Annotated in this window: 26 protein-coding genes and 1 pseudogene; 7 read left to right on the forward strand and 20 right to left on the reverse strand. The window is 66.4% G+C overall.

Going from position 1 to position 26,651, the window contains the following annotated elements; genetic code table 11:
- Complete coding sequence (locus tag ACFQZZ_RS31120; protein ID WP_378687778.1) at nucleotides 1-192, reverse strand: hypothetical protein; 192 nt, start codon at nucleotides 190-192, stop codon at nucleotides 1-3.
- Between the two features lie 5 nt (nucleotides 193-197).
- On the reverse strand, nucleotides 198-395 hold the full coding sequence (locus ACFQZZ_RS31125) for a hypothetical protein (protein ID WP_378687780.1): 198 nt from the start codon (nucleotides 393-395) through the stop codon (nucleotides 198-200).
- On the opposite strand from ACFQZZ_RS31125, the pseudogene ACFQZZ_RS31130 reads away from it, so the two are divergent.
- Nucleotides 390-455: pseudogene (locus tag ACFQZZ_RS31130) on the forward strand (hypothetical protein); the annotation flags it as partial. The gene ACFQZZ_RS31125 and the pseudogene ACFQZZ_RS31130 overlap by 6 nt on opposite strands.
- Before the next feature lie 110 nt (nucleotides 456-565).
- On the opposite strand, the gene ACFQZZ_RS31135 reads toward ACFQZZ_RS31130, so the two are convergent.
- The 5 genes from ACFQZZ_RS31135 to ACFQZZ_RS31155 all read right to left on the reverse strand — a co-directional run bounded on the left by ACFQZZ_RS31135 (nucleotide 566) and on the right by ACFQZZ_RS31155 (nucleotide 6,234).
- Nucleotides 566-1,474 (reverse strand): TAXI family TRAP transporter solute-binding subunit, encoded by a 909-nt coding sequence (locus ACFQZZ_RS31135; protein ID WP_378687781.1) that lies wholly within the window; start codon nucleotides 1,472-1,474, stop codon nucleotides 566-568.
- The gene (locus tag ACFQZZ_RS31140; RefSeq protein ID WP_378687782.1) at nucleotides 1,474-3,003 is read right to left on the reverse strand and encodes a sensor histidine kinase; all 1,530 of its coding nucleotides are present in this window, start codon (nucleotides 3,001-3,003) and stop codon (nucleotides 1,474-1,476) included. The genes ACFQZZ_RS31135 and ACFQZZ_RS31140 overlap by 1 nt, the downstream gene beginning before the upstream one ends.
- A gap of 19 nt (nucleotides 3,004-3,022) precedes the next feature.
- Nucleotides 3,023-3,682: a response regulator transcription factor gene (locus ACFQZZ_RS31145; protein ID WP_378688051.1), complete on the reverse strand. Its 660-nt coding sequence runs from the start codon at nucleotides 3,680-3,682 to the stop codon at nucleotides 3,023-3,025.
- Nucleotides 3,683-3,744: 62 nt separating this feature from the next.
- Nucleotides 3,745-5,106: an MFS transporter gene (locus ACFQZZ_RS31150; RefSeq protein WP_378687783.1), complete on the reverse strand. Its 1,362-nt coding sequence runs from the start codon at nucleotides 5,104-5,106 to the stop codon at nucleotides 3,745-3,747.
- Nucleotides 5,107-5,400: 294 nt separating this feature from the next.
- Complete coding sequence (locus ACFQZZ_RS31155; protein ID WP_378687784.1) at nucleotides 5,401-6,234, reverse strand: LLM class F420-dependent oxidoreductase; 834 nt, start codon at nucleotides 6,232-6,234, stop codon at nucleotides 5,401-5,403.
- Nucleotides 6,235-6,394: 160 nt separating this feature from the next.
- Here ACFQZZ_RS31155 and ACFQZZ_RS31160 point away from each other — a divergent pair, with 160 nt between their 5' ends.
- Nucleotides 6,395-6,841 carry an Hsp20/alpha crystallin family protein gene (locus tag ACFQZZ_RS31160; RefSeq protein WP_378688053.1) on the forward strand — a complete coding sequence of 149 codons (447 nt, stop codon included), beginning with the start codon at nucleotides 6,395-6,397 and terminating at the stop codon, nucleotides 6,839-6,841.
- A gap of 95 nt (nucleotides 6,842-6,936) precedes the next feature.
- Here ACFQZZ_RS31160 and truA read toward each other — a convergent pair whose 3' ends face one another.
- From truA to ACFQZZ_RS31210, 10 genes are all read right to left on the reverse strand, one after another.
- Nucleotides 6,937-7,797 carry a tRNA pseudouridine(38-40) synthase TruA gene (truA, locus tag ACFQZZ_RS31165; protein WP_378688055.1) on the reverse strand — a complete coding sequence of 287 codons (861 nt, stop codon included), beginning with the start codon at nucleotides 7,795-7,797 and terminating at the stop codon, nucleotides 6,937-6,939.
- 176 nt (nucleotides 7,798-7,973) lie between these two features.
- A complete protein-coding gene (gene rplQ, locus ACFQZZ_RS31170; RefSeq protein ID WP_378687785.1) occupies nucleotides 7,974-8,507 on the reverse strand; it encodes a 50S ribosomal protein L17 in 534 nt (177 codons plus the stop codon).
- 49 nt (nucleotides 8,508-8,556) lie between these two features.
- The gene (locus tag ACFQZZ_RS31175) at nucleotides 8,557-9,615 is read right to left on the reverse strand and encodes a DNA-directed RNA polymerase subunit alpha (protein ID WP_040686662.1); all 1,059 of its coding nucleotides are present in this window, start codon (nucleotides 9,613-9,615) and stop codon (nucleotides 8,557-8,559) included.
- 109 nt (nucleotides 9,616-9,724) lie between these two features.
- Nucleotides 9,725-10,330, reverse strand: coding sequence for a 30S ribosomal protein S4 (gene rpsD, locus ACFQZZ_RS31180; protein ID WP_328409306.1), 606 nt, complete (start codon nucleotides 10,328-10,330; stop codon nucleotides 9,725-9,727).
- A gap of 21 nt (nucleotides 10,331-10,351) precedes the next feature.
- Nucleotides 10,352-10,765 (reverse strand): 30S ribosomal protein S11, encoded by a 414-nt coding sequence (rpsK, locus tag ACFQZZ_RS31185; protein ID WP_040731638.1) that lies wholly within the window; start codon nucleotides 10,763-10,765, stop codon nucleotides 10,352-10,354.
- 9 nt (nucleotides 10,766-10,774) lie between these two features.
- Nucleotides 10,775-11,149: a 30S ribosomal protein S13 gene (rpsM, locus tag ACFQZZ_RS31190; protein ID WP_378687788.1), complete on the reverse strand. Its 375-nt coding sequence runs from the start codon at nucleotides 11,147-11,149 to the stop codon at nucleotides 10,775-10,777.
- 209 nt (nucleotides 11,150-11,358) lie between these two features.
- Entirely contained in the window at nucleotides 11,359-11,472 is a 114-nt protein-coding gene (gene rpmJ, locus ACFQZZ_RS31195) for a 50S ribosomal protein L36 (protein ID WP_011207363.1), read from the reverse strand.
- A 132-nt stretch (nucleotides 11,473-11,604) separates the two neighbouring features.
- On the reverse strand, nucleotides 11,605-11,826 hold the full coding sequence (infA, locus tag ACFQZZ_RS31200) for a translation initiation factor IF-1 (protein ID WP_003418601.1): 222 nt from the start codon (nucleotides 11,824-11,826) through the stop codon (nucleotides 11,605-11,607).
- Nucleotides 11,827-12,388: 562 nt separating this feature from the next.
- Nucleotides 12,389-12,823, reverse strand: a complete 435-nt coding sequence (locus ACFQZZ_RS31205; RefSeq protein WP_378687790.1) for a hypothetical protein — start codon at nucleotides 12,821-12,823, stop codon at nucleotides 12,389-12,391.
- A gap of 1,882 nt (nucleotides 12,824-14,705) precedes the next feature.
- On the reverse strand, nucleotides 14,706-15,026 hold the full coding sequence (locus ACFQZZ_RS31210; RefSeq protein ID WP_378687791.1) for a hypothetical protein: 321 nt from the start codon (nucleotides 15,024-15,026) through the stop codon (nucleotides 14,706-14,708).
- A 125-nt stretch (nucleotides 15,027-15,151) separates the two neighbouring features.
- On the opposite strand from ACFQZZ_RS31210, the gene ACFQZZ_RS31215 reads away from it, so the two are divergent.
- Entirely contained in the window at nucleotides 15,152-16,252 is a 1,101-nt protein-coding gene (locus tag ACFQZZ_RS31215; protein ID WP_378687793.1) for a MinD/ParA family protein, read from the forward strand.
- A 2,281-nt stretch (nucleotides 16,253-18,533) separates the two neighbouring features.
- Here ACFQZZ_RS31215 and ACFQZZ_RS31220 read toward each other — a convergent pair.
- Entirely contained in the window at nucleotides 18,534-19,508 is a 975-nt protein-coding gene (locus tag ACFQZZ_RS31220; RefSeq protein ID WP_378687795.1) for a GlxA family transcriptional regulator, read from the reverse strand.
- A gap of 145 nt (nucleotides 19,509-19,653) precedes the next feature.
- Between ACFQZZ_RS31220 and ACFQZZ_RS31225 the strand changes: the two genes are divergently transcribed.
- Nucleotides 19,654-20,112, forward strand: coding sequence for a VOC family protein (locus ACFQZZ_RS31225; protein WP_378687796.1), 459 nt, complete (start codon nucleotides 19,654-19,656; stop codon nucleotides 20,110-20,112).
- Nucleotides 20,113-20,133: 21 nt separating this feature from the next.
- Nucleotides 20,134-20,373 (forward strand): hypothetical protein, encoded by a 240-nt coding sequence (locus ACFQZZ_RS31230; protein WP_378687798.1) that lies wholly within the window; start codon nucleotides 20,134-20,136, stop codon nucleotides 20,371-20,373.
- 19 nt (nucleotides 20,374-20,392) lie between these two features.
- Here the strand turns inward: ACFQZZ_RS31230 and ACFQZZ_RS31235 are convergent, their stop codons facing one another.
- Nucleotides 20,393-20,845, reverse strand: a complete 453-nt coding sequence (locus tag ACFQZZ_RS31235) for a DUF4254 domain-containing protein (protein WP_378687800.1) — start codon at nucleotides 20,843-20,845, stop codon at nucleotides 20,393-20,395.
- A gap of 222 nt (nucleotides 20,846-21,067) precedes the next feature.
- Here ACFQZZ_RS31235 and ACFQZZ_RS31240 point away from each other — a divergent pair, with 222 nt between their 5' ends.
- Together ACFQZZ_RS31240 and ACFQZZ_RS31245 are read left to right on the forward strand one after the other, a co-directional pair.
- Nucleotides 21,068-21,877 (forward strand): GntR family transcriptional regulator, encoded by an 810-nt coding sequence (locus ACFQZZ_RS31240; RefSeq protein WP_378687802.1) that lies wholly within the window; start codon nucleotides 21,068-21,070, stop codon nucleotides 21,875-21,877.
- A complete protein-coding gene (locus ACFQZZ_RS31245; RefSeq protein WP_378687804.1) occupies nucleotides 21,874-22,542 on the forward strand; it encodes a GNAT family N-acetyltransferase in 669 nt (222 codons plus the stop codon). The genes ACFQZZ_RS31240 and ACFQZZ_RS31245 overlap by 4 nt, the downstream gene beginning before the upstream one ends.
- Before the next feature lie 27 nt (nucleotides 22,543-22,569).
- On the opposite strand, the gene eccCa is transcribed toward ACFQZZ_RS31245, so the two are convergent.
- Nucleotides 22,570-26,649 (reverse strand): type VII secretion protein EccCa, encoded by a 4,080-nt coding sequence (gene eccCa, locus ACFQZZ_RS31250; protein ID WP_378687806.1) that lies wholly within the window; start codon nucleotides 26,647-26,649, stop codon nucleotides 22,570-22,572.
- Nucleotides 26,650-26,651: the final 2 nt, after the last annotated feature.

Below are 26,651 nucleotides of genomic sequence, written 5' to 3' on the forward strand. Positions count from 1 at the left end.
CTACCGCAGGATCGGCCGCGCCGGTGACGGTTTACTGGATCGACCGGAGCGCAGCAGTGCCAATGCGGAACAGGTCAGCGCCGCGTCACCGCTGCGCTTCAGGCCCGGCATCACCGCGTAGGCGAACCCGGCGAACAGCCCGGCCGTGAGTCCGGCCGTCACCGCCGCAAGTATCAAGGTGGTCGATCGCAAGGCTTTCACGATTCCCATACCCCGTCGGACACGGCAGCCTTCACATAGTCGGCGAAATCGCGCGGCGGGCGGCCGAGGCCCCGCTGGACGCCGTCACCGAGGTAGGAGTTGCGTCCATCGAGGACCGTGGTGAACAGATAGCCGAGGAACTCGATCATGTAGATGAGATAGAAGCGTTCCTGACACTGGCCGACGAACTGCACTTCGGCCGGGCTGCCGAGCGGCTGCGCATATCGACGGGCCGAATGAGCAAGATCATCCAGGCCGTCGAGCGCCGCACCGGGGCGCCGCTGTTCGGGCCGTGCAGACCAGCAAGGCCGACAGCCGTGAACCGCGGTCAGCGGGCCTGTCGGTTACCTGCTGACGCCGTATCTCAACCGTGTCTGCGCCGGTATACCGCAGCGGCGCCGGGATGTAGTGGTACCGAGCCGGTTCCGATCAGTGAGCGGGCATCCAGGAATTGGGTGCCCGCGGCCTCGGCCGGGACCAGCGCGTCGGCGTAGGAAACCAGCAGGTCGACGATCGCCGCCGCGGCCTCGTCCGGCAGGGAAGGCGCGGCAAGCAGCAGATTCGCGACACCCACCGTGCGTACCGCAGGGCCGCCGGGATAGGCGTCCGCCGGAATCTCGACACGGTCGTACAGGTAGCCGAAGCGCTCCCGCATCGGCGCCGCCAGCTCCCCCAGGTCGACCAGGCGCGTCCGCCGCGGCACCTCGAGTGCGCTGGTCGGCACGCCGCCCGCCCACAGCAGCGCGTCGACCGAACCGGAGTCCAACGCCGCCACCGCTTCGCGCAGCGGCCGATGCACGATCACCACATCCACTGTCGGCTCGAGATCAGCAGCCCACAGCAGCCGTTCGCCGGTGACCGCAGCACCCGAGCCCTCGGCACCGAGGTTCACCCGGGTGCCGCGCAGGTCGGCGACGCGGTGAATCGGACTGTCCGCCCGCACCGCGAGCTGCAGATAGTTCTCGTAGACCCGCCCGAGCGCCAGCACCCGATCGCGCTCCCCCACCGAATCCGACAGCGTCAGCGCAGCATCGACCTCGCCCGCGGCAAGCCGTGCCAGATTCTCCTGCGAGCCCGAGGTCGTCACCGGTTCGATCCGCATCCCGCCTGCCTGCTCCGCAACGGCCGCAAGCAGCCGCGCGAACGCGTGATAGAGCCCACCGACCTCCCCGGAAGCCAACCGCACGTTGATGCCGTCCGCACCCGCACCACATCCCGAAATCCCCGCGACAACCCCGAAGGCCGTCAGCGCCAAGAAGTTCCGACGCCGCATCACCTCTCGACCGCCCTCGGGACACGAATGCGGATCGCGAGGCCGTGCGGGTCGACCGGCTCGACGATCAACATGCCGCCGCGGGCCTGGGTCAGGGCGGCGGCGATCGGGAGACCGAGGCCCGAGCCACCCGCGGGGGCGGCGGTGCCGCGATAGAAGCGGGTGGTGAGTTTGTCGATTTCCTCAGGGGCCACACCGGCGCCGTCGTCGCGGACGGTGACCGTCACCCAGCCGGGCTCGGTGTCGACGGTAATCGTCGTGTGCGTGCCGGAACCCGCGTAGCGGCACGAATTGCTCAGGGGCACATCGAATATTTGCGCAAGGACATCCGCAGGGACGGCAACGTCCGCGCTGCTTCGATCAACCTGCAAGTCGCTCGAAGCATCGTATCCAGCGACCTGCGAGCCGCTGGTCGCATGAGTTCCAGCGACCCGCACACTGCCGGCGGCACTGTTTCCACCGACCGGCTCGACCCGCGCACTCAGTTGCATGCCCGCACTCTCGAAAGCGGAGTACCAGGCATCGATCCGATCGGCGACTACTTGTACCGCGTCGCACTGATTTTCGGTGCCGTCGGCAGCACCTGCGGCTTCGAAGGCGGCGGGGGCCTCGGCGACGGCCAGGCTGAGCAGGCCGTCGAGCAGCGCGGTCAGGCGTTCGACCTCCGCACTCGCCCGGTGGAAGGTCGCGGTGGCACTCTCCGGAATGGCCGGCTCCAGCGAATCGAGGCGAATTGTCAAAGCGGCCAGCGGGTTACGCATGGCGTGGGCGGTGTCGGCGACGAGTTGACGTTGGGCGTCCGCCGAGTCGGCGACGGCGAGCGCCATGGCGTCGAACGATTCCGCGACGGCCCGCATTTCGGGCGGCCCGCCGTGCCGGCGGGCAATCGAGGGTGCGGCAACCTCGGTGCGCGGTTTCGGCAGCGTCGCGGTGAGATCGGCGACCGCATCCGACAGCGCGGCCAGTGGCCGCAGCACCCAACGGCTCAGGGTCAATGCCAGCAGCGTGAACACCACCATGGCGACGACAGCGCCCGCCGCGATCACCGCCCACGCCTTCGCGATATCGGCGCGGGCCCGCGCGGTGGACGCCTCGATCACCACAGCGCCATTGACCTGCACCCCGGTCCCGACCGGCCGCGCGACCAGCATGGTCGGCGCACCCCACGGCGTCAGCCGATCGATGGGCTGCGGCCGCTGGTTGCGGCGCGCGGCCGCCACCGCCGCGACGATGGCGGAATCGCCGACGTCCACACCCGCATTGACCTTCTGCGCGCCACGCGCGTCGACGACGAGCACGTTCTCCGCGTACAGCTCGTGGTAGCGGCCGACCTCCTCGGCCAGCGCCCGGACGTCCCCGTCCGCGGCGGCGGCATCGGCGAGGGTGGCGAATCGGTCGGCGTCGCCGGAACGGCCGAGCACCAGCTCCTGGGTTCGGCTGGTGGCGAAGGTCAGCGACAACGGCACCGCGAACGCGAGCACCGCCAGCGCCGCGAACACCGTCAACGCGATCAGCAGCCGCCGACGCATCCCGGCTCCGCTCCCCGGTTCATTGTCCCCACCGATAGCCGTAGCCGCGGATGGTGGTGATCAGCCCAGGCCTGGCCAGCTTCGCGCGCAACGCCGTCATGTGCACATCGAGCGACCGCGACACCGCGACGAACGCGTCACCCCAGATTCGGTCCATCAATTGCTGGCGGCTCACCGCGGCGCCCGGCCGCTCGACGAGCACCTCCACCAACTCGAACTCCTTCTGCGTCAACGCGATCGGCGTCCCAGCGACCTCGACCACCCGGGCGGCGAGATCCACCCGCACATCCCCTGTCACCACCTCCGCGCGTGTCGGCTGCGCCGCCACCGACGCGCGCCGCATGACCGTTTCCAGCCGGGCAATCAGCTCCGCGATCCGCGGTGGCTTCACCAGATAGTCGTCGGCGCCGCCGCGCAGCCCGCGCACGATGGAGCGTTCGTCGCTGCGCGCGGTCAGGATCAGCACCGGCACCGCACTCACCTCGCGCAACTGCCGCAGCACCTGCAGTCCGTCGGCGTCGGGCAGGCCGAGATCGAGAATCACCGCGTCGTAGCCGCGGTGCGCGATCAGCAGATCCACGCCCCTGCGCATCCGCTCGGCGCGGTAGCCGCGGGCATTGAGCGCCTCTACCAGGGCGTCGCCAACACCATCGTCGTCTTCCACCACCGCAAGCCGCACGCGCCGATCCTCCCACAGGAGCGGATCGGCGCGTACGCGCAGAACATCGTTGAACACAGTGGTCAGCTGCGCGCGGGCTCTAGTTCCCGCTCCGCACCGGACCCGGTGTCCGCCGCCCGCGCCTCGGCGTCGATGGTCGACCCCTTCGAGGTCTCCCGCATGAAGAAGTACGTGATCAGCGAGATCGCGATGCAGCCTGCGACGTACCAGAAGTACAGCGACTCGTGGCCGCCCTTCTTCAGCGCGAGCGCGATCATCTCCGCGGTGCCACCGAAGATGGCGACCGTCAGCGCATACGGCAGCCCGACACCGAGCGCGCGGATCTTGGTCGGGAACAGCTCCGCCTTCACGATCGCATTGATCGAGGTGTAGCCGGTGATGATCACCAGAGCCGTCATCATCAGACCGAATGCCGCGACCGGATTGCTGGTGCGCGCGAGCACCGTCATGATCGGCACGGTCAGCACGGTTCCGGTGATGCCGAAGAAGATCAGCAGCTTGCGCCTGCCTATCCGGTCGGACAGCGCACCGGCCACCGGCTGCAGCACCACGAACACCAGCAGCGCGATGAAGTTGATCCAGGCCACCGTCGGCTTGGAAATGCCGGAGGTGTTGATCATGAACTTCTGCATGTAGGTGGTGTAGGTGTAGAACGCCACGGTGCCGCCGAGCGTCAGGCCGACAACGAGCAGGCATTCGCGCGGGTACTGCAGCAGCACGCGCAGCGAACCGCGCGAAGAGCCCGACTTCGCCGCGGCACCGGCGGATTCGGCGCGGAAGGATTCCGACTCGTCCATGCCGCGCCGCAGCCACATGACCACGATCGCGCCGCCCGCACCGATCAGGAACGGAATCCGCCAGCCCCAGCTGTTCATCTGCGCGGTGCTGAGCACCTGCAACAGCACGATCTGCACGCCGAGCGCGACGAGCTGCCCAGCGACCAAGGTCACGTACTGGAAGCTCGAGTAGAACCCGCGTTTGCCCGCCGATGCCACCTCGGACAGATACGTTGCGCTGGTGGCATATTCGCCACCGACCGACAACCCCTGCAGCAACCGGGCGAGCAGCAGAATCACCGGCGCTGCGATCCCGATGGTCTGATAGTTGGGGGTCACGGCGATGAGCAGCGAACCCGCAGCCATCACCGTCACCGACAGCGTGAGCGCGGAGCGGCGGCCGAATCGGTCGGCGTACCGTCCGAGCGCCCAGCCACCGATCGGCCGCATCAGGAAGCCGACCGCGAAAACCGCGGCGGTGGACAACAATTGCGCGGTCGCGTCTCCCTCGGGAAAGAACGCCTTCGCGAAGTACACGCTGAATGCCGCGTAGACGTACCAGTCGTACCATTCGACCAGGTTGCCGATCGAACCGCGCAGTACGTTCGCCACCACCCGGCGCTCGCCCGTTGGCTGTGTCGTAGTCACTCGAATCTCCTTCTACGACGCTTCATTGCGTCCGTTGAAGCGAGTGTGTCTCCAGTCACAACCTCGGGGGAAGCGATCCCGGGCTTTCCTAACCGTCCCTTAGGACGATCGGCACAGTCTGCCAGGACGCGCGGCACAGCGACCGCGTAGCTACCCAACGGGCAGCTACGCGGTCGGCATCGGGAGTCGGATAGTCGCCCGGCACGAACAGCTCGAGGGCACATGCGACCCGCACCCGGCGCAGCGACCGGTCCTCGAGACTGCCCCCGAAGCGGCAATGCGGCGTGGTAAGCCTCAGGACCGTTCGGCGAGCTCTGATGCCAGGGCGCGCAGCGGCTGCTGCGGGTCGTCATCGAGAACCTGAACCACGACGTGATCAGCGCCCGCGTGCAGATGCGCGGTCAGCTGATCGGCAACCGAATCAGCGGTGCCATGGGCGACAAGCGCATCGTAGAGACGGTCGCTGCCCGGCTTGGCGAGGTCCTCGTCGGTGAAGCCGAGACGACGCAGATTCGCGGTGTAGTTCTGCAGATCCAGATAGAACTCGACGCGCGGACGTGCCGTCGCGCGCGCCCGCGCGGGATCCGCGTCCAACACGACCTTGTGCTCGGTCGCCAACAGCGCATCCGCGCCGAGCACCTGCCTGGCGCTCGCGGTGTGCGCCGAGGTGACCAGGTAGGGCAGCGCACCTGCGGTGCGATCCGCCGCCAGCTTCAGCACCCTGGGACCGAGCGCGGCGAGGGCGCGCCGCTGCTCGGGCACCCCGGCCTCGTCCAGCTCGTCGAGGTATTCGACGAGCGCGTCATAGGGCTTGCGGTAGTCGTCGGCGTGTTCCGGATGACCAGCGCCGAGGCCGAGCAGGAAACGGCCGGGAAAGCGCGAATCGACCCGATGGAACGACTCGGCCACCTGCTTCGCCGGCGCGGACCAGATATTGACGATGCTGGTGGCCACGGTGATCGACTCGGTCGCGTCGAGCAGCGACTCCACCTCGGGCAGCTCGGCGGGCGGCGAGGCACCCAGCCATAGGGTGCCGTAGCCCAGCTCTTCCAACTCCCGGGCCTGCTCCGGGGTGAACCCCGTGTAGCCGCGCCATACGCCGAACCGTCCGAGCTGCTCGATAGCCATATTCGGAACGAACGGCCATGCGGTGGCGGCTATTCCGCATTTCACAATTCGAAGTCAGATCTGGCACTCACGCAAGGAGAGTGCTAAATTTGTCGGTGCACAGCTTCCGGCGCTCGCCGCCGTGGTGAGCGTCGCCGCTATGGGGATGGAGGTGATTGCTGTGCTGAGGTTCGATCCGTTCCATGACATCGATGCTGTCGCCCGCCAATTGCTGGGCGAAGCCGCGGGAACCACGCGCGCACCGCGATTCATGCCGATGGATCTGTTCAGGGCAGGAGACCATTACGTGCTCAACGCCGACCTGCCCGGCGTCGACCCGGGTTCGGTCGACGTAAGTGTCGACAACGGCACGCTCACATTGCGCGCACAACGCAGCACGCCGAGCGAGGAAGGCGTCCAGTGGATTGCCTCCGAGCGCTTCGCGGGCACGTTCATGCGCCAGCTCTCGCTGGGCGACAACGTCGACGCCGACAAGATCAGCGCGACATACAACAACGGCGTGCTTTCGGTGACGATCCCGATCGCCGAGAAGGCCAAGCCGCGCCGCATCGAGATCTCCGGCTCGTCGTCGCAGCCGAAGACGATCGAAGCGGGTTCTTCGAACTGACCTGTCTCTCGCTCCCGCACCGCGCGCGGTGCGGGAGCACCCTTTTCACGCCACGAAGGCATTCCGACTACCCCGCGGCGAGCAAGCGGATCGGATCAGCCGCCGCAGCAACCCTCGTCAGCGACTGGGACCGAACGCATTTCGCGGGTCTCGGCATTACGAGCGGCAAGGTCGGCGTCGGCGGGATAGTCGACGGCGATCAGGCTCAGCCCGTGCGCGGGGGCGACGGTGACCGAGCTCGAACGCTCGGTTTCGTTCAGCAAACCGGCAACCCATTCGGGCGTGCGCCGACCCTCCCCCACGGCGAGCGCGGCGCCGACCAGGCTGCGGACCATCGACCAGCAGAAGGCATCGGCGCTGACATAGGCGATCAGGGAGTCGCCGTCGCGCTCCCAGTCATAGCGCTGGAGCTCGCGCACTGTGGTCGCGCCGTCGCGGCGGCGGCAGAATGCGGCAAAGTTGTGCAGGCCCAGTAGTTTTCGCGACGCCTCGCGCATCGCCTCGACATCGACGTCGGACCGGCAGGCGACCACGCTGCGGGCCTGCAGCGGGTCGGCGCCGTACGGCGCGGTGGTCAGCCGGTAGGCGTAGTGGCGGCGGATCGCCGAGAAACGGGCGTCGAATTCGGGCGGCACGACGCGAGCATCCTTGATACGCACGTCCTTCGGCAGGAAGCGTGCCATCCGATGCACCAGCCTGCCCGCATCGAATTCGGCGGTCGTATCGAAGTGTGCGACCTGCCCTTCGGCATGCACGCCTGCGTCGGTGCGGCCCGCGACGGTCAGCTGGACCGGTTCGCGGTACACCTTGCTCAGCGATTCTTCGAGCACGCCCTGCACAGTCCGCAACCCGGGCTGCCGCGCCCAGCCGGTGAAATCGGTGCCGTCGTAACTGATATCGAGCCGGACGCGAACCGACTCGGCCCGCACGTTCGCCGTCGATAGCGAATCCGACACCGGCTCAACCGGATCGGACGCGGCAGTCGAACTCACCGAATCCTGCACAGTCACAACGACCTCCTGATCAACGCGAACGAGCCCGCCGACCCATGTTCGGGTGGCGGGCTCGATCGAGGAATTCCGACGCGGGCGTCAGGCGTCCGGATCATCCCCGCGGACGCGGGGAGCACGGCTTATGCCTTGTCTTCGTCCGCCTTCTTGTCCTCAGCGGCCTCGTCGGCAGCCGGGGCCTCGACCTCGGCGGTCTCGGCGACAGCCTCGTCGGCGGTCTCCTCGACAACCTCGGCGGCAGGCGCCTCGACCTTGGACGCAGCAACACGGCGAGCGCGATCGGCCTCGTTGGTCACGGTCTTCTCGCGAACCAGCTCGATAACCGCCATCGGCGCGTTGTCACCCTTGCGGGGCAGCGTCTTGGTGATACGGGTGTAACCACCCTCGCGACCCTCGAACGAGGGGCCGATCGTGGCGAAAAGCTCGTGCACGACGTCCTTGTTGCGGATCACCTTGAGCACCTCGCGACGGTCGGCAAGGGTGCCGGCCTTCGCCTTGGTGACAAGCTTTTCGGCGTAGGGGCGCAGCGCCTTGGCCTTGGCCTCGGTGGTCGAAATACGACCGTGCTCGAAGAGCGCCGTCGCCAGATTGGCGAAGATCGCCTTCTGGTGCGACGCCGACCCGCCGAAGCGAGCACCCTTCTTGGGCTTGGGCATTGTTTGTTCTCCTTGTGTGAGGCCGAGCCGGGGTGCCTACCCCAGCGGCCTAGAGCTGTTCGGTCTCGGCGTAGTCCTGCTCGCCGCCATCGGTGTCACTGAACGTGCCGCTGTCGCTCCACGTTCCAGTGCTCGCGTCGTAACCCACCACGGAAGAAGGATCGAACGACGCCGGGCTGTCCTTGAGCGAGAGGCCGAGCGCGTGCAGCTTGACCTTGACCTCGTCGATGGACTTCTGGCCGAAGTTGCGGATGTCCAGCAGGTCCGACTCGGTGCGGGCAACGAGCTCGCCCACGGTGTGCACACCCTCGCGCTTGAGGCAGTTGTAGGACCGGACGGTGAGGTCCAGGTCCTCGATCGGCAGACCGAACGAAGCGATGTGATCCGCCTCGGCCGGCGAAGGGCCGATCTCGATGCCTTCGGCCTCGACGTTCAGCTCACGGGCCAGGCCGAAGAGCTCGACCAGGGTCTTGCCCGCCGAAGCGAGCGCATCCCGTGCGGTGATGGAGTTCTTGGTCTCCACGTCCAGGATCAGACGGTCGAAGTCGGTGCGCTGCTCGACACGGGTGGCCTCGACCTTGTAGGTCACCTTGAGCACCGGCGAGTAGATCGAATCCACCGGGATCCGGCCGATTTCCGCGCCGGACGCCTTGTTCTGGACGGCAGGAACGTAACCGCGACCGCGCTCGACAACGAGCTCGATCTCCAGCTTGCCCTTGTCGTTCAGGGTGGCGATGTGCATGTCCGGGTTGTGCACGACAACACCGGCAGGCGGCACGATGTCACCGGCGGTGACGGTGCCGGGGCCCTGCTTGCGCACGTACATCGTGACCGGCTCGTCCTCTTCCGAAGACACGACCAGGCCCTTGAGGTTCAGGATGATGTCGGTGACATCTTCCTTCACACCGGGAACGGTGGTGAACTCGTGCAGGACGCCGTCGATGCGAATGCTCGTAACCGCGGCCCCCGGGATCGAGGACAGCAGGGTACGGCGCAGCGAGTTGCCGAGGGTGTAACCGAAGCCCGGCTCGAGCGGTTCGATGGTGAACTTCGAGCGGTTCTCGGCGACGACCTCTTCGGTCAGCGTCGGACGCTGTGAAATCAGCATTAGGAATCATCCTCCTGTACGGGCGCCCACTATTTGACGCCCACGTTCTGGGGGTTGTGTGTGGTCGCAAGCAGTCGCTTGCGACCACACACCAGCAGCGTTGAGCCGATTACTTCGAGTAGTACTCGACGATCAGCTGTTCCTGCAGCGGCACATCGATCTGAGCGCGCTCCGGCACCTGGTGAACCAGGATGCGCAGACGGCCCGGGATCACCTGCAGCCAGCCGGGAACCGGACGGTCGCCGACGGTCTCGCGAGCAACCTGGAAAGGCAGCGTGCCGAGCGACTTCTCCTTGACATCGATGATGTCGTACTGGGTCACCTGGAAGCTGGGCACGTTCACGCTCTTGTTGTTGACCGTGAAGTGGCCGTGGCTGACCAGCTGGCGAGCCTGACGACGGGTACGCGCAAGACCGGCGCGGTACACGACGTTGTCCAGGCGGCACTCGAGCAGACGCAGCAGGTTGTCACCGGTCTTACCCTTGAGGCGGTTGGCCTCCTTGTAGTACCGGCTGAACTGCTTCTCCATGACGCCGTAGGCGAAGCGAGCCTTCTGCTTCTCCTGCAGCTGGAGCAGGTACTCGCTCTCCTTGATCCGCGCGCGGCCGTGCTGGCCGGGCGGGTAGGGGCGACGCTCGAACGCCTGGTCGCCTCCGACGAGGTCGACACGCAGACGACGCGACTTGCGGGTGATGGGGCCTGTATAACGAGCCATTTTTTATCTAATCCTTTCCCGCTAGACGCGACGCCGCTTGGGCGGACGGCAGCCGTTGTGCGGCTGCGGGGTGACATCGGAAATCGTGCCGACCTCGAGGCCTGCGGCCTGCAGCGAACGGATCGCGGTCTCGCGACCCGAGCCCGGGCCCTTCACGAAAACGTCGACCTTCTTGACGCCGTTCTCCTGCGCCTTGCGGGCAGCGTTCTCGGCGGCGAGCTGCGCGGCGAACGGGGTCGACTTGCGCGAACCCTTGAAGCCGACGTGGCCCGAGGACGCCCACGAGATGACGTTGCCGGCCGGGTCGGTGATCGACACGATGGTGTTGTTGAACGTGCTCTTGATGTGCGCGTGGCCGTGCGGGACGTTCTTCTTTTCCCGGCGACGCGACTTCTGGGTCTTCTTCGGGCCGGAGGCCCGTGACTTCGGAGGCATCGGTTATCCCTACTTCTTCTTGCCGGCGACGGTGCGCTTCGGGCCCTTGCGGGTACGAGCGTTGGTCTTGGTGCGCTGACCACGCACGGGCAGACCACGACGGTGGCGCAGACCCTGGTAGCAGCCGATCTCGATCTTGCGACGGATGTCGGCCTGCACCTCACGGCGCAGGTCACCTTCGACCTTGAGCTCGGGCGAGCTCTCGATGTAGTCACGCAGCTGCGTCACCTGGTCGTCGCTGAGGTCCTTGCTGCGCAGGTCCGGGCTGACGCCGGTGGCCGCGAGGATCTCCTTGGAGCGGGTACGGCCGATGCCGAAAATGTAAGTCAGCGCGATCTCCATGCGCTTTTCGCGCGGGAGATCAACGCCCATGAGACGTGCCATGTGGCAGGTTCCTTAACTGTTGCGGAGGTCTGCTCCCTGTCCGTCCCCTCGTCTTGGTGGGGCCCCGGCCTCCGAACCGGGGGTTGGCGCGCACACATCCGGGCGAACCCGGAAACCGCTGTGTGCGGCTGGAGCTGGGAGGTCTTCTTTTGTTGGCCAAGCCGATCAGTGATCGGTGCCCGGCTGGTGATCGACTACGAAGAGTCGGATCAGCCCTGGCGCTGCTTGTGGCGCAGGTTGTCGCAGATCACCATGACCCGCCCGTGACGGCGGATCACCTTGCACTTCTCGCAGATCTTCTTGACGCTCGGCTGAACCTTCACGTCCGTCCAATCTTCTTGTGGTTCACACGGGTGTGAACACAGTTTTTCCCCAGCCGACGGCTGGGGAAGTCTCTGTGGGTGAGCCTGACGGCTCGTGTGCTCGTGCCACGCCCTCGACGGGCAGGGGCGCGATCACTTGTAGCGGTAAACGATGCGGCCGCGCGACAGGTCGTAGGGCGAAAGCTCGACGACCACACGGTCCTCGGGGAGGATACGAATGTAGTGCTGCCGCATCTTCCCGCTGATGTGCGCGAGAACCTTGTGACCGTTCTCGAGCTCGATCCGGAACATCGCATTGGGCAGCGGCTCGACAACTCGACCCTCGACCTCGATGGCCCCGTCTTTCTTCGCCATGTCCTCCGCGATCCTGGTTTACGCTCAAACCTGGTTTGATTGCTTCGTGTCTGCTTGTATGAACCCGTCGACGATCGGAACGGTGGCATGCAAACAGTCGGCGCATAGGTGCACCGCCGCTCCAGCTTACCGGGAGGTACCGGATCCGGCAAAAATGGCTCCCTGAGGACCCGCCTACCGGGGGAAGTCCCTGCCCCACGGCGGCAAGCGGCCTTCGCGTAAACTGGCCGCTGTCCAGGAATCGGTCCAGCAGATCCAAGGGGGATGTGTGAGCCGTAATAACGACGGCCTCCCCATGCTTCCACCGTGGCTATCCGAGAGCGAAGTCACACAGGTCGGCTACGAAGCGCCCGTAGAGAACCTGCCACACCAAGAACTCATCGATGAAACACCCCGGCGTGGCCGTTTCAAGTCGCGTTCCCCCGAGAGCGATCGACCGGACCCGAATCCCGCTCGTCGGGACAAGCGCCGTAAGGGCTGGCGCAGAGATAAGGACCAGCACACCGAGGATCGACTGCAGGGTCTACAGGATCAACTGCTTCGCCCCGGCTCCCCCGAACCGTCACGCACCGGTGGGCCCGAGTTCCAGCCTGCGCCCGAGTTCCAGCGTGGACCTGAACCGCAGCATGGGCTCGAACCCCAGCGTGGACCCGAGTTCCAGCGCGGCCCTGAACCGGGGCCCGAGTTCCAGCGTGGACCTGAACCTCAGCGCGGTCCCGAACCACAGCACGGGCTCGAACCCCAGCGTGGACCCGAGTTCCAGCGCGGCCCCGAACCTGGGGCCGAGTTCCAGCCTGCGCCTGAATTCCAGCGTGGACCCGAACCTCAGCGCGGTCCCGAACCTCAGCGCGGTCCCGAACCACAGCACGGGCTCGAACCCCAGCGTGGACCCGAGTTCCAGCGCGGCCCCGAACCTGAGGCCGAGTTCCAGCCTGCGCCTGAATTCCAGCGCGGACCCGAACCGCAGCATGGGCTCGAGCCGCAGTACGGACCGCAATCGCCTATCGACCCGCGACGTCAGGGTCCACAGCAGCCCGATCCCAGAAACGACTCATGGCCGCCGCAGCAGCGCCAGGACGCGCCGGGCCAGCTGCCGCCGCGTCCCGATAACTCGTGGCAGTCGGGGCCGCTGCCGACCCGGAATCCGGGCAGGCCGTCCGAGGGGTTCCAGCCGCTCGGCGCCAGGCCGGTCGACGCACCACCAGAACCGCCCGCCTCGACCGAGTTGACGGTCCGTTACCAGCAGCGCCCCGATCTGCCGCCGTCTCACTCGACGCCGGACCTGCCCGCCGCACAAGCAGCGGCACCGACCGCGCCACCGCAGCCCGCTACCGGCGAGCGACCGGCCGCGCCAACAGATCTTTCGGCCCCGTTCACCGATCGCCAGGGACAGCCGCCGACGCGGGAACCCGATGGACCGCCGCCGTGGCTCGCCGGACCCGCACCCGACCTCAGCAGCATGGGCGTCCAGCCCGAAGCGCCGAACATGCGTCCGCGCGACACAGCGGGCCCGGCGGTTCCTGCGTCGCACGGACCCGAGTCGACTGCGGCGCCCGAGCACAGCAGCCATGGCTTCGAGCCCGAAACTCCGAATATGGGTCCGCGCAACCCGGCAGACCCGGCGGTGGGCGCCGCATATGGAACGGCACCCGCCTCGACAACATCGGCACCCGGGCAGCGCTCTGCTGAACTCGCCGCGACTGCTCGGGAAACCCCGCGGCGCGACGAGCCGCAGTCGTCGAATCCGCGTGGCACGGACGGCCCGCCACAGTGGTTGAGTGGCGAGCGCGCCGACGGCAGTCGACAGGCCGCCGAGCAGCCGTCCGCCGCTCAGCGGCGGCCCGAACTCCCCCCGCCCCCTGGCGAATTCGCCGCACGCGAGTCGGTGGACAGCGGCGCATCCGGCACCGCACCGGACGGCCGATCGACGAACGAATCGTCGACAGACGAACCCGCACAGCGGGATCCGCGAGCCGAGGACGGGATACCGCAGACCCCAGGAACCGAGCAGGCCGACAGCACAGCGGCCCTTGGCACCGGGCCGACGCCCATTACATCGGCCCAGCGTCCGGAGCCGAACGGCCCGACGTCGACACCCGACCAGAGCCCCAACGCTTTTCAGCCGTCGACCGCAGGCCCTTCCGCACAGGAGTCCGCGGTCAGAGGCCGCCACCGGCTGGCGTCGGAGATCGATGCGAACGAGGCAGCGACCGGTACCGGACCCGGCGACCAGCCGCAGCCTCCCGTACCGGATAGGCAAGGGCCGATCGGCGACCGGCCGCAGGCACCTGACGAGCAATGGCAGAACCCGGCGGCGTTCGCGCAACCGACATCGGCCCCGCAGTCGCCGACCGGCTATGCCCAGCCATCGATGCCCACGCAGGCACCGGCAGGCGATCCGTGGCAGGGCCCGACCGGATACGGGCAGCGGCCTCCAACCGGACCGCAGGCAAGCCAATGGGGCAGCCCAACGGGATTCGGCCAGCCACCGGCAGGCCCGCACGCACCCGAGCAAGATCAACCTCCCCCGTACACACCGGGCAGGAATCAGCCGCCGCCACAAGCACCGGGCAACGACCAATGGCAGAACCCAGCCGGATTCGGGCAGCCGCCAACGGCACCGCATACGCCCGGCCGCGACCAACCGATGCCGCAGTCCCCCGGCCAATGGGGCAACCCAACGGGATTCGGCCAACCGGCAGGCCCGCGAGCGCCCGAGCAAGATCAACCTCCCCCGTACACACCGGGCAGCGACCAGCCGACACCACAAGCACCGGGTAACGACCGAGCAGGTTTCGCGCAGCCACCGGCGGGACCACAGGCCCCGGATAACGACCCAGCGGGATTCGGGCAGTCACCCGCAGGACCACACGCACCGGCTAGCGCCCCAGCGGGATTGGGACAACCAGCGGCCCGGCCACATGCGCCAGCTGGTAACCCGGCCGGATTCGGACAACCAGCAGCAGGACCGCACGCGCCAGCTGGCGACCCGGCGGGATTGAGACAACCAGCAGGACCACACGCACCGGTCGGCGGCCTGCCAACGCAGGCACCGAGCAGCGACCACTGGGGTAGCCCAGCAGGATCGGGACAAGCAGCGGCAGGACCACACGCACCAGTCGGCGACCCGGCAGGATTCGCACAGTCACCCGCAGGACCACACGCACCAGTCGGCGACCCGGCAGGATTCGCACAGTCACCCGCAGGACCACACGCACCAGTCGGCGATCAGCCGACGCAGTCGCCGGGCCGCGACCATTGGGGTAGCCCAGCAGGATCAGGACAACCAGCGGCGGGGCCACATACGCAGGGCGGCGACCAGTCGATGCCGCAGGCGCCGGGTGACCAATGGCAGGGTTCGGCGGGTTATGGGCAGCAGCCTCCGGCGGGGGCGCACGGGCCCGGCCCGGGTGCCGCGGGGTACGGGCAGCATCCGGATGCACCGGGGACCGGTGCACAGCAGCACTACCAGCCGGGGCCATATAACCAGCAGATGCCGCAGCCGTCGCTCGACGATGTTCCGTTGCGGCGGGCTAAGAAGTCGCCGGGTAGCGGGTGGCGCAAGGCGGTGCACCATGTGTCCGGCGGTGCGATCAATCCGGGGCTGTCCGCGGAGGAGATGCGGCTGCAGGAATTGGTCGCGCGGATCAGGCAGCCGGTGCGCGGTGACTACCGGATCGCGGTGCTCTCCTTGAAGGGTGGCGTCGGAAAGACCACCACGACAATGGGTCTCGGGTCGATCTTCGCGTCGATCCGTGGTGACCGGGTGATCGCGGTGGACGCCAACCCGGACTTCGGCACGCTCTCGCAGCGGGTGCCGCTACAGACCAGGTCCACCGTGCGCGATCTGTTGCTCGATCCGGCGATCCAGCGATACTCGGATGTGCGCAGGCATACTTCGCAGGGCACCAGCCGACTGGAAGTCCTTGCCAGCGAGCGGGATCCAGCGGCCTCGGAGGCGTTCAGCGACGACGAATACCGCGCCGTCGCGCGAATCCTGCAGCGGTTCTACAACATCATCCTCACCGACTGCGGTACCGGACTCATGCATTCGGCCATGGGTGGTGTGCTCGATCTGGCGCATTCGCTGGTGCTGATCTCCTCGGCCGCGATCGACGGAGCTCGTAGCGCGGCAGCGACTCTCGACTGGTTGTCGCTGCACGGCCACGATCACCTGGTCCGCAACGCGGTGGTGGTGATCAACCTGCCGCGCGAGGGATCACCGAATGTGGGCATCCAGCAGCTGCGCGAATACTTCCTGTCGCGCTGCCGCGCCGTGCACATCATTCCCTACGACGTCCACCTGTCGGAGGGCGCCGAAATCGACCTGCACCGTCTGCACAAGACCACCAAGCGCGCGTACGTCGAACTCGCCGCAACAGTCGCCGACGAATTCAGCGTCGACCACCGCCGCTATCGCAACTGAGACCCCGGCGGCGGCCATCCCACCGCCCCGGTCCCCTCAGCCCTAGAACACCGCACCCCCAGCACCCCCACTGTCGTCCGCACACCCCGTGCGCCAACCAGACACCCTCTATACGGGGTGTGCAGCTATGACACCGGGTGTGAGGACGGATTTCTCTACCGCCCGACAACGCAACCACAGCCAGTCCCCACACCGGAAACCGTTGCCTGCCTACCCAAAGCTGCGGAAGACCAAGCCGGGTACAGCACCCGACGCACCCAGCACTACCCCCGGAAAACCACTAGGTGCAGCCAAAACTGGGCAGCGCGCCCTGAGATTCGTAGACCGAGCGCAGCGACAACACGGGTGTCAGGCCGACTTCCCTACCGCCCGACAACGCAACCACAGCCAGTCCCCACACCGGAAGCCATGTGCCTGCCTCGAAAAGCTGTGGAAGACCAAACTGCCGTCCGAACACCCCGCGCCACAACCGCACACCCCGTATACGAGGTGTGCAGTCACAACACGGGGTATCAGGACGGACTTCTCTACCGCCTGGGAACGCAAACCACAGCCAGTCCTCACGCCGGGAGCCGTGTGCCTGCCCCGCAAAGCTGCGGAAACCAAACTGCCGTCCGAACACCCCGCGCCACAACCGCACACCCCGTATACGAGGTGTACAGCCACAACAAGGGGTGTGAGGACGCTGTACGGGGTGTGTGCAGCTACGACACGGGGTGTGAGCCGGATTTCTCTACCGCTCGAGAACGCAACCACAGCCTGTCCCCACACCGGAAGCCGTGTGCCTGCCTCGCAAAGCTGTGGAAGACCGAACTGTCGTCCCAGCACCGGGTGTCAGGACGGATTTCTCTACCGCCATCTACCGCCCGGGAACGCAACCATAGCCAGTCCTCACGCTGGAAGCCATGTGCCTGCCCGCAAAGTTGCGAAGACCAAACTGCCGTCCGAACACCCCGCGCCACAACCGCACACCCCGTATACGAGGTGTGCAGTCACAACACGGGGTGTCAGGACGGATTTCCCTACCGCCCGGGAACGCACCCACAGCCAGTCCTCACGCTGAAAGCCATGTGCCTGCCCGCAAAGCTGCGGAAAACCAAACTGCCGTCCGAACACCCCGCGCCACAACCGCACACCCCGTATACGAGGTGTGCAGTCACAACACGGGGTGTCAGGACGGATTTCCCTACCGCTCGAGAACGCAACCACAGCCAGTCCTCACGCTGGAAGCTGTGTGCCTGCCTCGAAGAGCTGCGGAAGACCAAGTCGGGTACGGCACACGACGTGCCCAGCACTGCCCCCGGTAAAACCACGGGGGTGCAACCAAAACTGGGGTGCGCGCCCTCGGATTCATAGACCGAGCACAGCTACCACAAGGGGTGTCAGGACGATTTCTCTGCCCCCGAGACGCAACCACAGCCAGTCCTCACGCCGGAAGCCGTGTGCCTGCCTCGAAAAGCTGCGGAAGACCAAGTCGGGTACGGCACACGACGCGCCCAGCACTACCCCCGGTAAAACCACGGGGATGCAATCAAAACTGGGGAGCGCGCCTTGGGTTCAGTAAACCGAGCTCACCTGACTGACGTGCCCGGGTGGAACTCACCGAGGACAGCCAGAGCGTTTGGGAGCGTGCCCTGGATTGGCAGACCGAACTTGCCTGCCTGAGGTTGCCTTGCTGGAACTCACCGGGGTAAGCCAGAGCTGTAGGGAGCGTGCCCCGGTTTGGTAGACCGAGGTCACCTTCCAGCGGTGTTCCGGGCAGTGCTGGGCACGTCGGGTGCCGTACCCGACCTGGTCTTCCGCAACCTGGGTAGACAGGCCACGGCTTCCGGCGTGAGGACTGGCTGTGGTTGCGTTTCAGACGTTTTAGGTGGTGAGGGCAGCCGGTGTTGGGGAGCTTGTCCTGGGTTGGTGGGTCGAGTTCGCTTCCCGGCGGTGTTTCGGGCAGTGCTGGGCACGTCGTGTGCCGTACCCGACTTGGTCTTCCGCAACCTGGGTAGGCAGGCACATGGCTTCCAGCGTGAAGACTGGCTGTGGTTGCGTTTCAGGCGCTTTAGGTAGTGAAGGCAGTCATTGCTTGGGAGGTGTCCTGGGTTGGGTGGGCCGAGCTCACTTCCTGGCAGTTGTTCGGGGCAGTGCTGATGCGTCGTGTGCGGTACACCCGGCTTGGTCTTCCGTGGCCCTGAGCGGGCAGGCACACGGCTTCCGGCGTGAGGGCTGGCGTGGTTGCGTTCCTGGCGATTTAGGCAGTGAGGCAGCGCTACCGGGTAGCGCCTGGATATCACCACGACAGTGGTGTGGCACGCACCTCCGCGAGACTGCGGCCACGCCTGCGGCGGAACAGCCCACGTAGCGTGCTCGCGTTCTGGTAGCCGACGCGAGCCGCGATCACCTCGACGGTCAGCGAGGTCGTTCGCAGCAGTTGCGTGGCCAACTCCAAGCGGATTTGGTCGACGAACTCCCTTGGCGGCATGCCGATTTCGGCTCGCGTGGCGCGCTGCAGGCTGCGTTCGGTGACGCCGAGTCCACGGGCGGCGTCGGTGAGGTGAAACGGTTCGGCTATGCGTTCGCGTACCCATCGTTCGAATTCGGCGACGAGCGAATCACCTCGAGCGATCACCTCGGGAATCACGAAGTCGATCTGCGCCCGGCGGTCACCGACGGCCATATGTCGTGCGGTCAGTTCGGCGAGCGCGGGGCTGCGCTGGGCGATCAGCGACAACGCCAGATCCAGGTGCGAAAGCACCGCGCCCGCTGTGATGACGCGTCCCTGCCGGCACAGGGTTCGTCCCTCGTCGAGGTCGATGCGCGGATAACGGCGGCGAAACGTCGGCCCGAGCCACCAACTCGTGGTGGCGGGCCCACCGTCCAGCACACCCGACTCGGCCAGAAAGAACGTGCTCGTACAGGCCGCCGCGACATGCGCGCCATCGGCATGCGCCTCTGAGATCAGCTTCAGCACAGCACTATTCGATGCACCGCTGACCAGTTCGATCAAAGCGTCGGCATCACGCACGCCCACCGCAGGCACGATCATCAGACCGAACCCGACCGAAAGTTCCGCAAGTGGAATGGTCGGGACCAGGTGGCCGTGTACGGAACCGACGGTAGTCCCGATCGAGACCGTGTGCAGCCGCCATGGATCGGGCGGCGCGGCGAGTTCCCCGCACAGCGCATTGGCGGTGGCGAACGCTTCGAGTATCGCGGCCAGCCCGAAATCACCCACGCCATCTACGACGAGGACGGCGACATCCATGTCGCAAACAGTACTGAATGCGTCGCCTCCGACACTGTGGAATCACCCATGACGGCGCTTACTCTTTCGACTGGCAGGCGCTACGCGACTCAACGGCGATTCGCGCAGCGCCGCCGACCCCGAGGACACCCCAGCAAGGAAGTTCATGGCTTCTATCGCCACAACCGGCATGCATCACGTTCGCTTGACTGTCACCGATATTGCGCGGTCGCGAGCATTTTATCGCGACATTCTCGGATTCGATATCGCCGCGGAATCGCCTGGTAGCCCGAATGATCCGCAGGTACGTGCCGATCCGGAACAGCTCTACGGCGGTGTGGTCTTCCAAACCAACGGAATGCTGTTCGGCCTGCGTCCGGTCGCGGCGACAACCGACCGTTTCGACTCCGAGCGCGTCGGTCTCGATCACCTGAGCTTCACCGTCGACTCCGTCGCCGAGTTGACCGCCGCCGCCGCACGCTTGACCGAGGCCGGTGTGGACCACGGCGAAATCACGCCGCTGCCCCAGTTCGGGATCACGATTCTGTCATTCAGCGACCCCGACGGAATTCATCTGGAACTGACCGCACCCCTGGAGGAAACGACGACCACGCCGTCGGCGTAGCCGCCACGACCGGGTGCCCACATGAACTCCGACGCGCCGACACCAAGCACTGCACTCGCGGCCGAGGCGCGAGCGCAGTGCCATCTACGAATCCGATTCCCGAATCTGGACCGCCCGTTGGACTTTCAATGCGAGCGGACAGCGGGCGAGCAGTTCGCCGCGATCCTGACGGCGAACCGATCCGATCTCGATATCGTCATCGACGCCGATGTCCGTCCGGACATGGCGTTGCTGCCCTGCGCGGCGCTGTGGCGCCTGTGAAATGCGCCTGGCCGCGAATTCACCACTCCGGCAAACGCCTTCGGCCCGCCTGGATATCGCGGACCAGATCGTCGTAGGCGTCCGCGAGTTCGGCGAGATGATGCCAGGCACAGTGCAACCGTTCGTTGTGCGCGTCCAGCGTCATCAGCGCGTGGTGCGCGCGGACCGAGGATTCGGCGATGCGGTCGATGACCGCACCGACCGTCTCTGTGTGCAGCGTGGCGCCGAGCCGATGCTGCGGCACGCTGCGTGCCACCCAGTCGTCAATGGCCATTACCAATTCGGTTCTGCGCCGGTCGATTTCGAGCATGGTAGCGGGATCGGTCGGCACCGAACCGCCGCGGCCGACCAGCCGTCGCTCATGTAGCACCGCTAGATCGCGGGCGAACCAGAGCAGCGGGCCTCCGACGACGCGGTGCCCGCGACACGCCCGAACAAGTAGATCAGAGGTGGGCAGTAGTTCGAGCGTCAAAGACTGCACCGCCGAGTCGACACACCGCGGTGTGCCGGGGAGAGCCATTACGATCGTCGAAATCTCCGAACCTGCCACGTTGCCTCGCCGTTCGTCGCCGCACAACACCGGATCAGGACGTTCATTACAATAAACCTCTGAAGGCAACTGTCAAGCGTTACCGGGCCGTAGGAAGTAACGAAGAGTACACTTCGTTACCTGCACGACTGACCGAGGAGCAAGATGGCGGACGGTCCGATGTATCACCGGATCGCAGACCTCCTCCGCGAGGAGATCCGCGCAGGCAAGTGGAATCCAGGTGACCGACTTCCCAGTCACACCGAGCTGGCCGATCAGATGCAGGTCTCGATCACCACTGCTCGCAACGCTATTCAGGTGCTCGTCACCGAAAATTTGGTCTATACAGCTACTTCCCGGGGAACCATTGTTCGAAGCCAGGAAGTGCTGGAATCGGTTGTCACCGACCACATCCGTCCAGACCGCCCGCAGTCGCCACACGACATCTTCGAGGAGATCGCGCGGGCGGCGCGTCGGGAACCGGCCAAGGAGTTCAGCGCCAAGATGGAACCGGCGAGTCCACAGGTAGCGCTGTGGCTCGGTGTGCCGGAGGACTCGTGGGTACTGGCTCGAACGGTCGTTCAATACCTCGACAACGAGCCGTGGTCGTGGGAGGTCAGCTTCTATCCGAGGGACCTGGCGGAGATCACCGGCATCGACTCCCCGCGAGACATTCCGGAAGGCACGACACGTCGCCTGGCCGAACGCGGACATGCCGAGACCGCGCACCGCGACACGCTCGTCGCCCGCCCGGCCAGCATGGAGGAGGCGATCGTGCTCGGTGTCGCCACCGGCACGATCCTGCTGGACCATCTCCGAATCGGAGCCAACCACGAGCGGGTCACCCGAGCCACCCGGCACCGGTCGATCGCGACTCGCAATCGGCTCGCCTACGAGCTCGGTGACGACGAAGGCTCCGCTATCATCCGGCATACGCTCGGTAACTCCTACGGGCCGGGCATTTCGTTGCCATGACTACAGTGATCCGCCAGGCGACCCTCGGCGATCTCGGCATGATCTGTCGCCTCCGGGTCCAGCGCACGGCGTGGCTCACCGCGCGCGGCTCCGACCAGTGGACGGTGGCGGGCCGCGGCCTGCCGATCGAGATATTCGCAAGGGCGGTAGGCCATTCGCTGGATGCGGGCGAAACCTGGATCGTCGAGGTGGCGGGCGAACCGGCCGGAACGATCACCGTCAACGAGCGCGCCGACCCGGGCCTGTGGACCGACTGGGAACTCGCCGACTCGCTGATCGTCCATTTCATGATCGTCGACCTGCGCTTCGCCGGCCAGCGCATCGGCCACCGACTACTAGCGCACGCCGGAATGCTTGCGCAACAACAGGACCGCGCCTGGGTCCGGCTCGACGCCTGGACCACCAACATCGCGCTGCACGACTACTACCGCAGAGCCGGCTTCCGCCTGGCCCGCATCGCCGGTCCCGCCGCGACCGGCCCCTCCCACGCACTGTTCGAACGTCTCTCCGACAGTTGGGATACCGTTGCGCCTCCCCGCGACGTCAGCGCACCACCAGGTGCCATAAAAGTCGCGTTGCGAACCGGCGGTCGGGTGCCCGGGCCGGTTCTGGACGTACCCGGCGAGCGGCCGGAGTACTCACGAAATCAGTTGCCGCGTTTCTGAAGTCGTAGACAGGCGAGGGCCTCCCTCTTACATCGGCGGCAAGTAGGACACCTGAGCCATCTGCGGGTCGCCACTGCGACTGACCAGGGTGCCTCGGCCCGCGGGCAGCTTGGTCGAACGCACGTCGCCGAGCAGCTTGCCTTCGTCCTTGGGCGCGCTCATCAGCAAGGCGTCGACCGACAAATCCTTCAGCCTGCCGAGCACCTTGTCGTACAGCGCACGCGACGCTCCACCGGAGCGCCGGGTAACCACCAGGTGCAGGCCGATGTCGCGGGCCTGCGGAAGGAACTCGAGCAACGGCTCGAGGGGGTTCTGGGTGGTCGCCACCATGTCGTAATCGTCGACGACGATGTAGATCTCGGGTCCGTGCCACCAACTGCGCTCGCGCAGCTGCTGCGGGGTGATATCCGAGCCCGGGATGCGCTTGGCGAGATAGCCCGCGACCTCTTTGATCATCCCGAGCGAGGTCTGCGACGAGGTCGAGTATCCGGCGAGCTGGTCGCCTTCGACGAGACCGAGCATGGTGCGCCGGTAGTCGATGAGAATGATGCGCGCCTGGTCAGCGTTCGAGTTCTCCACCACACCCATGACAATGTTGCGCAGCAGGGTGGTCTTGCCTGCCTCTACGTCCGCGAACGCCATGAAATGCGGCTGCGCGTCGAAATCGAGTACGAGCGGCTGCAATTCGGATTCGCCGAGTCCGACCACGACTCGGGTCGGTCCGAGTTCGACGCCGTGCGCGCGGGCGGTGGCCAGTACCTGCTCACGCGGGATCTTCAGGGGCAGCATGCGCACCGGCGGCGCCTTTCGCCCACCGTAGAGCTCGTTGAGCTGCTGCTTGGCATCGCTGACACCGTCGGACAGCGTCTGCGGATCGGAATCGGAATCCAGCCGTGGCAGCGCGATGAGCATGTGTAGCTTCTCCGGGTTCAGACCACGGCCGGGCCTACCGAGCGGCACCAGCACTGAGGTCCGCCGGTCCATCTCGGAGTCGGATGGGTCGCCGAGTCGAAGCTCGAGCCGGGTGCCGATGAGATCCTTGACGGCGGGCCGGATTTCAGCCCAGCGGTTGGCCGCGACCATGAGGTGAATGCCGTAGGACAGGCCCTGCGCCGCCAGCGCGTTGAGAGCGGGCTCGAGCACGTCGAACTCCGCACGCACCGTCGGCCATCCGTCGACGACGAGGAACACATCGCCGAACAGGTCCTCCGACAACGGGTCGGCCGCCCGCTCCTCATCCGTCATCAGGCTCAGTTTGGCCTTGCGCTTGCGAAATTCGTTGATCGACTCGATACCGAGCGCACGGAATCGCTCCTCGCGCTGATGCAGCAGCGTGGTCATCTCGGCGACGGTGCGCCGGACCCGGTCGACCTCGAGCCGACCTGCCACCGAGCCCACATGTGGCAGACCCGTCAGGCCGGCCAACGTGCCACCACCGAAGTCCAAGCAGTAGAACTGCAGCTGTTCCGGGGTGTGCGTTGCCGCGGCCGCCATGATCACGGTACGCAGCGTGGTCGACTTGCCCGACTGCGGCCCGCCGACCACGGCCAGATTCCCTTGCGCCCCGGACAGATCGATAACCAGCACGTCGCGGCGCTGCTCGTAGGGTCTGTCGATGACGCCGATCGGCATCCACAGCTGTCCGTGCCGGTTCACCGGCGACTTCCAGTCAGGATCGGGCAGCAGCATGTCGACCGAAGGCGACTCGTCGAGCGGCGGCAGCCACACCTCGTGTGCGGGGCGTCCGTGTCCGGTCAGCCGCTGAACCACCACCTGCAACAAGGTGGCAGGAACTGTCTCTGCCGAGCGCCTGACCTCGCCAGGCGGAGCGGGCAACTCCAGCTCACCCGGAGGAGGCGGCAGCTCGGGAAGTCCACGAGTCACAGCACTTTCGAGGATGGCCGGTTCCGGTTCAGGTGGTGCCTCGACCTCACTCGCGGTGAAGACCACCGGTGACTGACCGCCGACCACACGTCCGTCGACCCGCTGACTGCCGCGTGGTGAGACATATGGACCGGACACGTAAGCGGCGTTGAACCGCAGCGGGTCGTCCGCGTCGCTCTTGAGGTAGCCGGACCCGGGCACGCTGGGCAGGTGGTAGGCATCGGTGATACCGAGCACGGCGCGCGATTCGTTGGCCGAGAAGGTGCGCAGACCGATCCGATAGGACAAGTGGCTGTCCAGACCGCGCAGCTTGTTCTCTTCCAGTCGCTGCGACGCCAGCAGCAGGTGCACCCGCAGCGAGCGGCCCAGCCGGCCGATCATCACGAACAAGTCGGCGAAATCCGGCTTCTGTGCGAGCAGTTCGGAGAACTCGTCGACGACGACGAACAACGCGGGCAGCGGATCGATCTGGGCACCCGCGGCCCTGGCCTTCTCGTACTCGGTGACGTTGGCGAAGTTGCCCGCCGAACGCAGCAGTTCCTGGCGGCGATTCATCTCGCCGGACAGGGCGTCCTTCATGCGGTCGACCATCGAGAGTTCTTCCTCGAGGTTGGTGATGACCGCGGCGACGTGCGGCAGCGAGTCGAGGCCGAGGAAGGTGGCGCCACCCTTGAAGTCGACCAGCACCAGGTTCAGCAGATCCGGGGAATGCGACGTCACCATCGACAGCACGAGGGTACGCAGGAACTCCGACTTGCCGGAACCCGTTGCGCCGATGCACAACCCATGCGGTCCCATGCCGTTCTCGGCGGATTCCTTGATGTCGATCTCGACCGGAGTGCCGTCCGGGGTGACCCCGATCGGCACTCGTAACCGCTCTCTGTCACTGCGCGGACGCCACACCACGGCCGGATCGATCTGCGCGGCGTCCGGGATCTTCATCAGTGCCATCAGGCCCGGCACCGCCCGTGTTTCGTCGCCGAGGCTGACGATCTGGGCGGCAGTGGCCACCCGGTAGCGCGCGAGGTCCCTGGCGAGGGCCTCCGCTTCGGCGTACGTCACAGCGTCCGCGGTCGCGAATCTCTCGACGCCGGCAGCGGATTTCGCCGCCACCATTCCGTCCGCGACCACCAGTTGGAGCCCGCGGCGCACGGCCAGCCCGGTTTGCGGCGCGGTGAGGTCGAGCACGGTGACCGAGTCCAGGCCGGCATCGCTGACAATCCGCTCGGTGCCGCTGACGAATCCGTCGTCGATGATGACGAGTAGGTGGATCCGTCCCGCCGTCGGCTGTGCATTGCGCATGAACCGGCCGCGTTCGAGGAGTTCGGCGGCCATCGCCGTCTCCAGCTCCGCCAGCGATCTGTACATCATCCTGGCCGACCCCATGCCGTCGCGGTTGACTGGATGTTGCACGTGTGGAAGCCATTTGGCCCACGCCCAGGTCTTGTCGTCGGGGTCGGCGCAGATGATCGCGACGGCGGTGTGATCGGGTCCGTGAAAGGCGGCGAATTCCATCAGCATCGAGCGCACCAACATGCGCGCCTCGCCCGGCTCGCCCTCGATGTTGATAGCGGGAAACGCGCGCAGCGAGATCGCGGTCGGCAGGTTGTGCACTACCGAATGGGTACGGACGAACCGGCGCAGGGCAACTGTCGACACCGGCTCGAGGTCTTCCAGCGGACCCGTCTCTGGCCTGGCCAGTTTGGTGGCCAGGCGGTGGCTGCCGACACCGACCCGCACGTGCCCGAAATCCGGGTCGTTGGTACGGCGTTCCCACATCCGCCTCGTACCCGCGACGGATTGCAGATCGGCGGGGTCGGGATGGCTCCACACCAGCGCGTCGAGCTGGGATCGGCCGGTCTTGCGCACGTCTTTGCGGACCTGGTCCAGGTAGCGGAAGTAGTCCTTGCGCTCCTCGTTGAGCTCGGCGGCCTTCTTCGGGCCACCAGTGCTCCGCATGCCCGCCATCATCCCGACCATCGACATCAGCATCATCATCGGGAACATCAGCATGAACGGATTGGCCAGCAGGTTGCGCCCCATCATGACCATCATCGCGATCATGCCGACCACCGCGAAAACCATGACGATCGGCATCAGCTTCATCAACAGGCCCGCGGGCACGGGCCGTGGAATCTCCGGCGGCGCGGTGAGCGCCACCTCGCCGCCCGGCGCCCGTGGCGGTGCGATCCGTGGCCTACGCACAAACCCATCTGTAGCCATGT

It is taken from the genome of Nocardia sp. GCM10030253, assembly GCF_042675075.1.
Classification (GTDB): Bacteria; Actinomycetota; Actinomycetes; order Mycobacteriales; family Mycobacteriaceae; genus Nocardia.